12 protein-coding genes and 1 pseudogene are annotated in these 11,818 nt (G+C 64.1%); 6 read left to right on the forward strand and 7 right to left on the reverse strand.

Annotated elements, in window-relative coordinates; all coding sequences use genetic code 11:
* Nucleotides 1–100: 100 nt before the first annotated feature.
* Nucleotides 101–1,000, forward strand: a complete 900-nt coding sequence (gene trhO / locus A7A09_RS18795) for an oxygen-dependent tRNA uridine(34) hydroxylase TrhO (RefSeq protein ID WP_106692821.1) — start codon at nt 101–103, stop codon at nt 998–1,000.
* A gap of 63 nt (nt 1,001–1,063) precedes the next feature.
* Here the strand turns inward: trhO and lexA are convergent, their stop codons facing one another.
* The 4 genes and pseudogenes from lexA to trpC all read right to left on the reverse strand — a co-directional run bounded on the left by lexA (nt 1,064) and on the right by trpC (nt 4,324).
* Nucleotides 1,064–1,789, reverse strand: a complete 726-nt coding sequence (lexA, locus tag A7A09_RS18800; RefSeq protein WP_106692822.1) for a transcriptional repressor LexA — start codon at nt 1,787–1,789, stop codon at nt 1,064–1,066.
* Between the two features lie 99 nt (nt 1,790–1,888).
* Nucleotides 1,889–3,067, reverse strand: a complete 1,179-nt coding sequence (locus A7A09_RS18805) for a molybdopterin molybdotransferase MoeA (RefSeq protein WP_106692823.1) — start codon at nt 3,065–3,067, stop codon at nt 1,889–1,891.
* A pseudogene (gene moaC / locus A7A09_RS18810) lies at nt 3,064–3,536 on the reverse strand (cyclic pyranopterin monophosphate synthase MoaC). The gene A7A09_RS18805 and the pseudogene moaC overlap by 4 nt, the downstream one beginning before the upstream one ends.
* Nucleotides 3,533–4,324: an indole-3-glycerol phosphate synthase TrpC gene (trpC, locus tag A7A09_RS18815; protein WP_106692824.1), complete on the reverse strand. Its 792-nt coding sequence runs from the start codon at nt 4,322–4,324 to the stop codon at nt 3,533–3,535. The pseudogene moaC and the gene trpC overlap by 4 nt, the downstream one beginning before the upstream one ends.
* A gap of 134 nt (nt 4,325–4,458) precedes the next feature.
* Here trpC and A7A09_RS18820 point away from each other — a divergent pair, with 134 nt between their 5' ends.
* The 5 genes from A7A09_RS18820 to A7A09_RS18840 are packed head-to-tail and all read left to right on the forward strand — an operon-like array spanning nt 4,459 to nt 8,672.
* Nucleotides 4,459–5,199, forward strand: a complete 741-nt coding sequence (locus A7A09_RS18820) for an energy-coupling factor ABC transporter ATP-binding protein (RefSeq protein ID WP_170167160.1) — start codon at nt 4,459–4,461, stop codon at nt 5,197–5,199.
* A complete protein-coding gene (locus A7A09_RS18825; RefSeq protein WP_106692826.1) occupies nt 5,174–5,749 on the forward strand; it encodes a CbiQ family ECF transporter T component in 576 nt (191 codons plus the stop codon). Before A7A09_RS18820 ends, A7A09_RS18825 begins: the two co-directional genes overlap by 26 nt.
* A gap of 39 nt (nt 5,750–5,788) precedes the next feature.
* On the forward strand, nt 5,789–6,352 hold the full coding sequence (locus tag A7A09_RS18830; RefSeq protein ID WP_106692827.1) for a biotin transporter BioY: 564 nt from the start codon (nt 5,789–5,791) through the stop codon (nt 6,350–6,352).
* 20 nt (nt 6,353–6,372) lie between these two features.
* On the forward strand, nt 6,373–7,566 hold the full coding sequence (locus tag A7A09_RS18835; RefSeq protein WP_245999469.1) for an AMP-binding protein: 1,194 nt from the start codon (nt 6,373–6,375) through the stop codon (nt 7,564–7,566).
* Nucleotides 7,566–8,672: a thiolase family protein gene (locus A7A09_RS18840; protein WP_106692829.1), complete on the forward strand. Its 1,107-nt coding sequence runs from the start codon at nt 7,566–7,568 to the stop codon at nt 8,670–8,672. The genes A7A09_RS18835 and A7A09_RS18840 overlap by 1 nt, the downstream gene beginning before the upstream one ends.
* On the opposite strand, the gene A7A09_RS18845 is transcribed toward A7A09_RS18840, so the two are convergent.
* From A7A09_RS18845 to A7A09_RS18855, 3 genes are all read right to left on the reverse strand, one after another.
* On the reverse strand, nt 8,662–9,390 hold the full coding sequence (locus A7A09_RS18845; protein ID WP_366466329.1) for a nitroreductase: 729 nt from the start codon (nt 9,388–9,390) through the stop codon (nt 8,662–8,664). The genes A7A09_RS18840 and A7A09_RS18845 overlap by 11 nt on opposite strands.
* Before the next feature lie 66 nt (nt 9,391–9,456).
* Nucleotides 9,457–10,668: an NADP-dependent isocitrate dehydrogenase gene (locus A7A09_RS18850; protein ID WP_106692830.1), complete on the reverse strand. Its 1,212-nt coding sequence runs from the start codon at nt 10,666–10,668 to the stop codon at nt 9,457–9,459.
* 151 nt (nt 10,669–10,819) lie between these two features.
* Entirely contained in the window at nt 10,820–11,737 is a 918-nt protein-coding gene (locus tag A7A09_RS18855; RefSeq protein WP_148043718.1) for a DUF6454 family protein, read from the reverse strand.
* Between the last annotated feature and the right edge of the window lie 81 nt (nt 11,738–11,818).

Below are 11,818 nucleotides of genomic sequence, written 5' to 3' on the forward strand. Positions count from 1 at the left end.
CTTCAACCTATGGGTAGAAAGCGCTCACGGTCGCGTCAATGCCTTTGGGTGCGCCCGCAGCCTCTTGCCTTGCCGGGTACAGCTGGCTTATGCCCCGCCCATGCTGATCGTCGCCGCCCTTTACCACTTTACCCGGTTCACGAATCCCGCCGCCTTGCGGGACCCCTTGCTGACGGTTTGCGAGGCGCATGGCATTCGCGGAACGCTGCTTCTGGCAGGTGAGGGGATCAACGGCACCATCGCGGGCAATCGCGCTGGTATCGACAGGGTGCTGGCCCATATCCGGTCGCTGCCCGGCTGCACGGAGCTTGAATGGAAAGAGAGCTCCGCCGAGACCATGCCTTTCGGGCGCATGAAGATACGTCTCAAGCAAGAGATCGTGACCATGGGCCAGCCCGATGTCGATCCGGCCGCCTCCGTGGGGCATTATGTCGATCCGGCAGAGTGGAATGCGCTGATCACCGCGCCGGATGTTGCAGTGATCGATACCCGCAACGACTATGAAACCGGGATCGGCACATTCGAGGGCGCGGTCGATCCGGGTACGAAAACCTTCCGTGAATTCCCTGACTGGTGGCGGCAGAATGCGCATCGCTTTCACAACAAGCGCATTGCCATGTTCTGCACCGGCGGAATCCGTTGCGAGAAATCGACGAATTACCTGTTATCGCAAGGGGTGACAGAGGTCTTTCACCTCAAGGGCGGGATCCTGAAATATCTGGAAGAGATCCCCGAGGAGGAAAGTCTCTGGCAGGGGGAATGCTTTGTCTTCGACCAACGTGTCAGCCTGACCCACGGGCTTGGACAGGGGCGTCACATCCTCTGCCATGCCTGCCGCCGTCCCCTGGCCCCCGAGGATCGTGCCCGCCCGGAATTCGAAGAGGGCGTGAGCTGTCACCGTTGCCTGCACGAATATGACGCCCCGGATCGCGCCCGCTTTCGCGAACGCCAGCGCCAATTCGTCCTGGCCGAAAAACGCGCGGCACAGCGCGAAGACTGAGCCATATTCTCAGGCGTTGAAGAGCGCCCTTCGGCAGATGGCGATACGGCCGCCATCATGTCCTCAGTAACTGCGGATCAGGCCGACCAAGCGCCCCCGCACCTGCACCGCATGATCGGGCAGGACGCGTGTTTCATAGGCAGGGTTTGCAGCTTCCAGCGCGATCATCTTGCCCTTGCGGCGAAAGCGCTTCAGTGTCGCCTCGGTCCCTTCGATCAATGCCACGATGATGTCGCCATTCTCGGCAATGTCCTGGTGACGGATGATCACGACATCGCCGTCATGGATCCCGGCATCGATCATCGAATCGCCCCTCACCTCCAGCGCATAATGATCCCCGGGACCGGTCAGCATGCTGCCGGGAACCGAGACATGTTGCGCCACCTCCGATATCGCCTCGATCGGGACACCGGCTGCGATCCGGCCCATCAGGGGCAGATCGATCGCACCGCTATCGGTGAGCGGCATTGCACCGCGCGGTTGCTTTGGACGTGAATTTCCGACGACTCTGGGAGAAAAACCCGCAGGGGATTTTGCCGATCCGTCATTCGTCTTTGCCTGCGGTCTCGACAATGTGTCTGGCAGGCGAACGATCTCGAGCGCGCGGGCGCGGTGGGGAAGACGGCGGATGAAGCCACGTTCCTCCAGCGCCGTCACCAGCCGGTGAATCCCGGATTTGGATCGCAGATCCAGCGCATCCTTCATTTCGTCGAATGATGGGGGGACGCCATCCCGGTTCATTCTTTGACTAATGAATTCCAGCAGTTGTATCTGCTTTTTCGTCAGCATCTACCCGTCCTCATCCAGCAGGTGTTCTGCTAATGTTCTACCTCATGAATCGAATCGCGTCAATCGGCATACGCATTTGACCGGGTTTTAGATGAATCGTCAGGGGAACAGGGGCAGGTAATCCATGATCTCGCCCGCCTGTCTCGCCGGATCATGTGGCGGACGGATCAGCAGCGCATCCGCTTGCGACAGCACCGACAGGAGCGATGAATCCTGGCGATCGAACGGGCTGATGACGGGCAGATCCCCGCCCTCGGTAAGACGGGCGCGCAGATAGTGCTGGCGCCGTCCTTCCGGCGGCAGCGCATTGGCGAGCCTTGCGTGGAAACGGCGTTTCCCGGTGGGCAAGCCTTGCATCGCGTGAATGAGCGGTTGCATGAAGATCGTCGCGCAAACGATTGCGGATACGGGATTTCCCGGAAGGCCAAGCATCGCGCATTCGCCGATACGCCCGGCCATCAGCGGTTTGCCTGGACGCATCGCGATCTTGTAGAAGGCGCGCTCCATCCCCATGGATTCGGCCACTTTCCCGACCAGGTCGTGATCGCCCACCGAGGCCCCGCCGATGGTGACCAGCAGATCGGCACCCTGCGCACGGGCAAAGCTTTCGCGCAGGCTGTCCTGGCTGTCGCGGGCGATTGGCAGGATCTCGGCTTCGGCCCCGGCCGCGCGGGCAATCGCCGCAACGGCAAGATCGTTGGAGCTGATGATCTGGCCCTCGGACGGTGCTTCACCCGGGCGGACCAGTTCATCCCCGCCCGCCAGAACGGCGACTTTCGGGCGTTTCGCCACGGTCACCTGCGGCAGGTTCATCGCAGCCAGCAGGGCGATATCGGCGGGAGAGAGGCACCGCCCGGGCTCGATCCGGTCGCCTTCGCTGAAATCGCATCCACGGTTGCGGATATAACTGTCCTGCGAAGGGGCGGTCACGGTCAGCCATTCGCCGTCGCGCTGCGTGTTTTCCTGCATCTCGACACGGTCATAGCCGGGCGGGACGGCGCCGCCGGTAAAGATCCGGATCGCGGTTCCGGGCTCGGCCTTACCGGTCCAGGGGTGACCCGCTGCCGCTTCCCCGATCACCCGCAGCCGCTGCCCCAGATCGGCATGGCGCAGCGCATAGCCATCCATCGCCGCCGAGTCGAAGGGCGGTTGCGTCATGCGCGAGATCGCGGGTTCCAGCAATACCCGCCCGGCGGCCTGATCCAGCGCAAGCACCTCGCCCCGCGGAGCGCCCGCCAGTGACAGGACCCGGGCAAGCGCCTCTTCGACCGAAATCATGGCTTTGCCTCGTAATCACCTGACTTGCCGCCGCTTTTCCGCATCAGCCGGATGCCCTCGATCCTCATGCCCTTCTCGGCGCCTTGAGCATGTCATAGATGGTCAGGCAGGCGGTGGAAACGGCGGTCAGCGCCTCCATCTCGACACCGGTGCGGCCGGTCGTGCGCACGGTGGCGGTGACGCGGATCCCGGGCAGGCCGGGATCGGGCCGCAGATCCAGCGTGACCTTGGAGATCGGCAGCGGATGGCAGAGCGGGATCAGGTCAGAGGTGCGCTTGGCCCCCATGATCCCCGCCAGCCGGGCGACGCCCATGACATCGCCTTTCTTCGCCCCGCCCTCGGCCAGCGACAGCGTTTCGGGTGACATGACCACGCAGCCTTCCGCCACCGCCTCGCGCGCGCTTTCCGCCTTGCCCGAGACATCGACCATATGTGCCTGGCCGGATTTGTCGAAATGCGTCAGGCTCATGCGGCGGGCTCCAGGATGGCGCGGGTGGCGGCGGCGACATCGGGCTGCCGCATCAGGCTTTCCCCGATCAGGAAACGATGAGCGCCGACTTGCATCATCGCGGCCAGATCGGCGGGGGTGAAAAGGCCGCTTTCGCAGACTATATCACGATCCCCGGGGATACGCGGCGCAAGCTGTCGCGTGACATCAAGTGTCACGTCGAAGGTCTTGAGATTGCGATTGTTTATGCCGATCAATGGTGATTTCAGCCGCAAGGCGCGGTCCAGTTCCTCGGCGTCATGCACCTCGATCAGCGCATCCATGCCCCAGTGAATCGCGGCGTCCTCCAGTTCCGACGCCAGCATGTCATCGACCGAGGCCATGATGATCAGGATGCAATCGGCGCCCCATGCCCGCGCCTCGGCGACCTGGTAAGGGTCATAGAGGAAATCCTTGCGCAGGGCGGGCAGGTTGCAGGCATCGCGGGCGGCGCCCAGGAATTCGGGCGCGCCCTGGAAACTCGGCGCATCGGTCAGCACCGACAGGCAGGCAGCCCCCCCGGCCTCATAGGCGCGGGCCAGCGCGGGCGGATCGAAATCCTCCCGGATCAGGCCCTTGGACGGGCTGGCCTTCTTGATCTCGGCGATCAGGCCCGGACCGGTCGCGGCCTTGTCCGTCAATGCGCGGGCAAAGCCGCGAGGGGGCGTCGCCGCGCGCGCGGCCGCCTCGATATCGGCCAGCGGGTGCGCGGCCTTGGCGGCGGCGACTTCTTCCAGCTTGTAGGCCTTGATCTTGTCCAGAATATCCATGCCGAAGTTCTAGCGCCGCGCGGGCCGCGAGGGAAGGGGGAGGCTGTCATCCGCATATTTCGACTGGACCCGCAGGCAATGGCTGTGCAATGCCTTCGCCCGGCCCGCAGCAAGGTGAAGATCGGAAGCCCGAGATGGAAACAATAGCGCCAGCGACCGCCCCGGTCCTGCTCGAGAATGTGGGCTATCGCATCGGGGAGATCCCGGTGTTGTCCGGCATTTCGCTTTGCTCTGACGCGATGCGGATCGGTATCATCGGCCGGAACGGATCGGGAAAGAGCACGCTTGCACGCCTGATCGCCGGGCTGCTGGAGCCGGAGCCGGGCCGGATCCGCATCGAGGATGTCGATATGTTCAAGGACCGGCGCGCCGCCATCCGCACCGTGGGAATCCTGTTCCAGAACCCGGAACACCAGATCATTTTCCCCACAGTGGCGGAAGAGATCGGCTTTGGCCTGCGCCAGCTTGGTCAAAACAAGCAGGATGCCGAGACCGGGGCTCTGGCCATGCTGACCGGTTTCGGCAAGGCGCATTGGAAGGACGCACCGATCCACGCGCTGTCGCAGGGGCAGAAACATCTCGTCTGCATGATGTCGGTTCTCGCCATGCGGCCCCGGCTTCTGGTTCTGGACGAACCTTTTGCGGGGCTGGACATTCCGACGCGCATGCAACTGACGCGGCAGTTGAATGCAAGCGGGACGCGGCTCTTGCATATCTCGCATGACACGCGCGATCTTGAAGGTTACGATCAGGTCTACTGGCTCGATGCCGGAAGAATCCGTGCGAGCGGCCCGCCCGCGCAGCTTTTGCGCGATTTTACAAACGAGATGACCCGGATCGGGGGCGGCGATGATCTCTCTCACCTCGCCAGTTAGGACATGGGCGCATGGCTGGCCCGCCGGGGTCAAGCTGGCGGGGCTGTGCCTGGCCACGATGCTGTTATTCGCGATCCAGGACATGGCGATCCAGGTGGCGGCGCTTCTGCTGGTGGCGCTGCTCTATTGCCTGCCGGGACGGGTGTTCCTGCGCAGCGGGCTGACGCATCTGCGCGTCCTTGTCCCCTTTGTCGTCATCCTGCTGGTCTGGCATTCCGTGACGGACGATCTCGTGCTCGGGATCACGGTCATCCTGCGCATGGTGACCGCCGTCGCGCTGGCCAACCTGGTGACCATGACCACCCGGCTGACCGAGTTGATGGACGTGGTGCGCCGCCTGTTGTCCCCCCTGCGCAGAGCGGGAATATCCACCGCGCCGCTGGAGATCGCGATGCCGCTCTTGATCCGCTTTGCCCCGGTGCTGATCGAGCGGGCGGAACTGATGTTTCAATCATGGCGGGCGCGCTCGGTCCGCCGCCAGAACTGGCGGATCGTCCTGCCGATGATGCTCTTGGCGCTTGACGATGCGGATCGCGTCGGCGAAGCCTGAAGGCGCGCGGCGGCGCCCTGCCCAACAAGGAGAGATGAGATGGAAAAAGACCTCGCCCGTATCGCCCTGTTCGCGGCGCTGATCGCGATCCTTGGGGTAATCCCCAAGATCGCACTCGGTTTCGGCGTGCCGATCACCGCGCAGAGCCTTGGCGTGATGCTGGCCGGTGCCGTGCTGGGCGCGCGTCGCGGCGGGTTGGCCGTGTTGCTGTTCGTCTTTGCCGTGGCGCTTGGCCTGCCACTTCTTGCCGGAGGCCGTGGCGGGCTTGGCGTCTTCGCGTCGCCGACGGTCGGTTTTGTCATCGGCTTTCCGGTCGCCGCATTCGTGACCGGCCTCGTGGTCGAGCGTATGCGCATGGTTCCACCCGCGATCAGCGCGGGCCTTGGGGCCGTCATCGGCGGGATCCTGGTGATGTATGCTTTCGGCACCGTCGGCATGGCCATCGTGCTGAAGAAAAGCCTTGTCGAGGCGGCATTGCTGAATACGGCCTTCATACCCGGCGACCTGCTCAAGGCGGGGCTGACCGGCATGCTGGTCGCGGCAGTGGCAAAACTGCGCCCCGAGATGCTGCCCTGGTATCGCGCCTCGGGGCAGCGCATCTGATCGCCGGGAGGATGGCCGGGTTGCTCCCCGATATCCGGGACCGCTGGTTCAGGCGGTCCGGCGACAGCGCCATCCTTTCCTGCGGTGCGCATGGGCAGAACCGGCCCACTGTCGCGGCATTGCTCGAATGTATCGATCAGCGCCTGCCCATCCATGCCAGCCAGGGCGGAGGCGGAGGCATCTCCGCGGCCGGTTTTCCGGATGCCGATGGGCGCCCGCTTCTCTATTGCCAGAGTTCGGGCAGCACTGGTGGAGCCAGGACGATCCGCCGCAGCCAGGCCTCCTGGATTGCCAGTTTCGAGGTCAATCACGCGCGTTACGGGATCGGCACCACGGATCGCTATGCGGTGCTGGGCAGTCTCGGCCATTCGCTGTCGCTCTACGGGATCGTCGAGGCGCTGCATCTCGGGGCGGATCTGCTCGCCCTCGGTGGCGATCTTCCCCGCGCCCAGCTTGCCACGCTGCGCGAGACAAGGGCGAGCGTGCTTTATGCCACACCGTCGCAACTCGGGCTGCTGCAACGCGCTGGCACTGAACCGCTCCCCGATATCCGGCATGTGTTCTGCGGGGGCGGCGCGCTTGGGGGCGATGGGCGTGCCGCTGCCGCGGCGCTTTTCCCGAATGCCGGGATCTACGAGTTCTACGGCGCCTCCGAGACCAGCTTCGTCACGATCAGCGATTCCGATACTCCGTCAGGTTCGGTTGGCCGCGCCTATCCAGGGGTGACACTGAAACTTCAACCGGTCGCCGGGAATGATGCCGAGATATGGGTCAACAGCCCCTATCTCTTCGATGGCTACGAGGGCGAGGGCAGTGGCGACACCCGCCGCGACGGCGATTTCCTGACCGTCGGCGAAATCGGCTGGCTGGATGAACAGGGTAACCTGTTCCTGCGCGGGCGCAGATCGCGCATGGTGACGGTAGCCGATGTGAACGTGTTCCTTGAAGATATCGAACGCGTCATGACCGGCGATTGCGCGGGCCGGGCCTGTGCGGCCATTGCCGTGCCCGATGCCTTGCGGGGACATGCGGTGATTGGCTTTGTCGAAGGTGCGGCGGATAAGGCGCTGGCCGAGAAGATGAAATTCCGCTGTCGGACCTCTCTCGGTCCGTTCGCGGCGCCGCGCCGGATCGGCTTTCTCGATCCCATGCCGATGCTGCCCTCGGGCAAGCCCGATCTCGCCGCCTTGCAGCGCATCGCCGGAGCAGGGTGATGCGCCGCTCCCGTATCGTGGCGGCAAGGCGCAGCGCGGTCACCCCAAGGGGCGGCGCGTTCCGGGCGCTGGAACTGCATCAACTCGCTGCACCGGTCATTCAGGCGGCTCTCGCGGATGCCGGTATCGCGGTGGCGGAGGTGGGCGAGCTGATCCTCGGCAATGCCCTTGGGGCAGGGGGTAATCCCGCCCGCGTTGCTGCCCTGGCCAGCGGCCTGCCCGAGCGCGTCGCGGGGCTGACGCTGGATCGGCAATGCTGTGGCGGGCTGGACGCGATCCTGCTGGGCGATGCGATGATCCGTTCGGGGATGCACGAGGTCGTCATCGCGGGTGGGGTGGAAAGCTATTCCCGCCGCCCCCTGCGGCTGCGCAGCTTTGCGGATGGGCGCGAGCCTCAACCCTATGACCAGCCGCCCTTCACCCCTTGGCCCGAGCGCGACCCGGAGATGTCCGCCGCAGCCGGAGCGCTGGCCGACAGGCTCGGGATCACGCGGGAAGTGCAGGAGAGTTGGGCCATGCGCAGTCATGGCAATGCCCTTGCCGCGATGCCCGTCATGCAGCAGGGCGAGATCGTGCCACTGGCGGGCGTCACCAGCGACAGTTTCGCCCGCAACCTGACCCCACCGATCTGCGCCCGCGCCAAGGTGCTTGCCGGGACCGTCACGACGGCCACGACGGCGGTGGCCGCCGATGGGGTGGCGGTCTGCGTGCTTGTCTCGGACAGGCTGGCCGAGCGCATGGGGCAGGATGGTCCCGAGATCGTCGGCGGCGCCACCATCGGCGGTGATCCAGAATTGCCGGGCCTCGCCCCCATCGCGGCGATCCGCTCCGTTCTGGCGGATCAGCGCCTCGATCCGTCGGCGATCGACCGCGCCGAGATCATGGAGGCTTTCGCGGCACAGGCCATCGCCTGCCAGCAGGGGGCGGGGCTCGACCCCGCAATCGTCAATCGTGGCGGGGGCGCACTCGCCCGCGGCCATCCCATCGGGGCAAGTGGCGCGATCAACGCGGTGCGCTTGATCCGCGACATGCGGCCAGGTGAATACGGCCTTGCCGCGATTGCCGCGGCCGGTGGGCTGGGCACGGCGCTCTTGCTCAGGAGTTGAGGTCGAAGCCGTAGAAGCGGCTGAAAACCGGCAGTTCCTCCCGCTCGGTCCTGACCTGGTTCACTGGCGCATCCCTGTCGGCCACGCCAAGCGCGATCCCGCAAACCACCATTTCCCCCTCGGGCAGGCCGAGATGGCGATGCACGACTGGCCCGTATTGTGCCAGGGCACCGATGCCGGTCGCCGCGTAGCCCTGATCCTCGGCGGCCAGCAGCAGCGCCATCAGCGACATGCCCAGATCCATGAAGCAACCCTTGCCCATGGCCCGGTCGATGGTCACCACGATCCCGACCGGCGCGCCGAAGAACTCGTAATTGCGTTCGAATTGACGCTGCCGCGCCTCGATGTCCCGCCGCTCGATCCCGAGCGCCGCGTAAAGGGCATAGCCTGCCGCGACCTGCCTTGCCTTGAGTTCCCTGGGCATCGGCTCGGGGAAATAGGAATATTCCCGGCTCTGCGGCTCTCCCGCCGCGATGGCTGCCTTGAGCGACTGCACCAATCCTTCCAGCGCCGCCCCGGTCAGGGCATGAAACCGCCCCGGTTGCAGGTTGGCGCCGCTTGGCGCGGTCCGGGCAAGCCGCAGGATATGTTCAATCGCCGCGCGCCCGATCGGTTCCCCTGTGAAGGCCCGGGTCGAGCGCCGCTGCGACAGAAGTTTCTCGAACTCGCTCTCCATGCCGACAGGCACCTCCTGCCCCGAAACCGGCTTCTTCTTCATGAAAATATCCCCGCCGGAGGCGAGAAGGGCCGGGCGATCCGCCCGGCCCGTTTTCATCGCGCCGCCTTATGCCAGCGCCTTGTCCAGATATTCGTCGACCTTTTCCAGGTAACCCATGGTGGTCAGCCATTTCTGGTCCGGGCCGACCAGCAGGGCGAGGTCCTTGGTCATGAAACCGTCCTCGACCGCCTGCACCGTCACCTTCTCCAGCGTTTCGGCGAATGTGGCCAGTTGCGTATTGCCGTCCAGCTTGGCGCGGTGCTTCAGCCCGCCCGTCCATGCGAAGATCGAGGCGATGGAGTTGGTCGAGGTGGCGTTGCCCTTCTGATGCTCGCGGTAATGGCGAGTCACGGTGCCATGCGCGGCCTCGGATTCGACGACTTTCCCGTCCGGGGTCATCAGCACCGAGGTCATCAGCCCAAGCGAGCCAAAGCCCTGCGCGACGGTATCCGACTGCACATCGCCATCGTAGTTCTTGCAGGCCCAGACATAGCCGCCCGACCATTTCAGCGCCGAGGCGACCATGTCGTCGATCAGCCGGTGCTCGTAATGGATGCCCTTTTTCTTGAACTCGGCCTCGAATTCCTGCTCGTAGACTTCCTGGAACAGGTCCTTGAAACGGCCGTCATAGGCCTTGAGGATGGTGTTCTTGGTGGACAGGTAGACCGGCAACCCGCGGTTCAGACCGTAATTCAGCGAGGCGCGGGCGAAATCGCGGATCGATTCATCAAGGTTGTACATCGCCATGGTGACACCCGAGCCCGGAGCCTGGAAAACCTCGTGCTCGATGGTCTCGCCGTCATCGCCGACGAACTTGATCGACAGCTTGCCCTTGCCGGGGAACCTGAAATCGGTGGCGCGGTACTGGTCGCCAAAGGCGTGGCGGCCGACGATGATGGGCTGGGTCCAGCCCGGCACAAGGCGCGGCACGTTCTTGCAGATGATCGGCTCGCGGAAGATCACGCCGCCCAGGATGTTGCGGATCGTGCCATTGGGCGAGCGCCACATCTTCTTGAGGCCGAACTCCTCGACCCGAGCCTCGTCGGGGGTGATGGTGGCGCATTTCACGCCGGCGCCGTATTGCTTGATCGCCTCTGCCGCGTCCACGGTGATCTGGTCGTCGGTGCGGTCGCGCTCTTCGATCCCGAGGTCGTAATATTTCAGGTCGATATCCAGATAGGGCAGGATCAGCTTTTGCTTGATGAAGTCCCAGATGATCCGGGTCATCTCATCGCCGTCGAGCTCGACGACGGGGTTCTCTACCTTGATCTTCGACATGGGTGTTCCCTTCGGCTATAGGATTCGCTCACGGCGTCATAGCCGATAACGGCAGGGAAGGAAAGCGTTGTATGCTATTGCATACCGTTTTACCTAACCGACTGTTACACCCTCTTGGGAACGGGGTGCAGAGCCTTGCCTGCCATCGGTGTCAATCCAGACGCGCCTCGTAGACGAATATCCGGCTTTCGTCATCTTCGGGCATGAACCATGCGCGCAGCCCACCATCGACAGGGGCCATCCAGACCGGATTATGCGTCATCACCAGCCCGTCCTCGGTCCAGAGCGGGACAGGGGCCTGATGAACGGGCCGGTTGCCTTGCAGATCGATCAGTTCAACGCCGCCAAGCGCGAATTCCGCGTCATTGACCTGGTATTTGGCGATCCCGGTGCAGAGCGCCTGTCCCGGCGCCGCAAGCTGGCAATCCTGGTAATCGACGTAATGGCTGGGATTCGGCACGATCAATTCTTCGCGTGGGGTATCGGCATTGGTGACCTTGCCTGCCTCGTCCAGCGTGAAGCCGTAGAAGCGGCGCGATCCCCAACTGACAGCATGCAGAGTGTTGCTGGTCGGATCGCGGAGAATGCCGCCGATATGGTCGGGATAGCGAAAGACCTCCTCTGCCTCCATGGTCTCGGGATCGACGCGATAGACAATGCTGGCCGAGTCGGGGCGGTATTCGGCGACCGGCACCCAGAGATGCTCGCCATCGAAATCCATGCCGCCCGGATGGTAGATGTCACCATCGGCCAGCGTGATGCTGTCGACCAGATTGCCTTCCATGTCCATCTTGAACAGATGTCCCACGCCTTCTCCGGCGCTGCGGTCCATGCCGTCGCGGGGCGTGTCGTATTTCTCGGTCGGGGTGACGATCTCGACCGAGGAGACAAAGATGTGATCGCCGATGATCGCCATTCCCTGCGGGTGGTGGGTGGGGAACTGGACCTCGGTGGTGCTGACCGCTTGCCATTCGGTGCCGCGCGTCAGGGATTTGACCCGGTCGCCCAAATCATCGGCAAAGGCGGAAAATGGGGTGCAAAGCGTGATTGCGATGGCGATATGGCGCATGTCGATCCTCCGAAGCTGTTCGCTGCTGGATAGGCGGATCGTGACAAGGAAATATGACAATTCCCAGCACAGCACCGGGTT

The organism is Paracoccus methylarcula, from assembly GCF_003007735.2.
GTDB classification, from domain to species: domain Bacteria; phylum Pseudomonadota; class Alphaproteobacteria; order Rhodobacterales; family Rhodobacteraceae; genus Paracoccus; species Paracoccus methylarcula.

Excerpts from the sequence above, each read along its gene's own strand:
- A7A09_RS18855 (WP_148043718.1), bottom strand. The coding sequence starts at position 11,737 with ATGCGCCATATCGCCATCGCAATCACGCTTTGCACCCCATTTTCCGCC.
- trhO (WP_106692821.1), top strand. The coding sequence starts at position 101 with ATGCTGATCGTCGCCGCCCTTTACCACTTTACCCGGTTCACGAATCCC.
- A7A09_RS18840 (WP_106692829.1), top strand. The coding sequence starts at position 7,566 with ATGCGCCGCTCCCGTATCGTGGCGGCAAGGCGCAGCGCGGTCACCCCA.
- trpC (WP_106692824.1), bottom strand. The coding sequence starts at position 4,324 with ATGGATATTCTGGACAAGATCAAGGCCTACAAGCTGGAAGAAGTCGCC.
- lexA (WP_106692822.1), bottom strand. The coding sequence starts at position 1,789 with ATGCTGACGAAAAAGCAGATACAACTGCTGGAATTCATTAGTCAAAGA.
- A7A09_RS18845 (WP_366466329.1), bottom strand. The coding sequence starts at position 9,390 with ATGAAGAAGAAGCCGGTTTCGGGGCAGGAGGTGCCTGTCGGCATGGAG.
- A7A09_RS18805 (WP_106692823.1), bottom strand. The coding sequence starts at position 3,067 with ATGATTTCGGTCGAAGAGGCGCTTGCCCGGGTCCTGTCACTGGCGGGC.
- A7A09_RS18820 (WP_170167160.1), top strand. The coding sequence starts at position 4,459 with ATGGAAACAATAGCGCCAGCGACCGCCCCGGTCCTGCTCGAGAATGTG.
- A7A09_RS18825 (WP_106692826.1), top strand. The coding sequence starts at position 5,174 with ATGATCTCTCTCACCTCGCCAGTTAGGACATGGGCGCATGGCTGGCCC.
- A7A09_RS18850 (WP_106692830.1), bottom strand. The coding sequence starts at position 10,668 with ATGTCGAAGATCAAGGTAGAGAACCCCGTCGTCGAGCTCGACGGCGAT.
- A7A09_RS18830 (WP_106692827.1), top strand. The coding sequence starts at position 5,789 with ATGGAAAAAGACCTCGCCCGTATCGCCCTGTTCGCGGCGCTGATCGCG.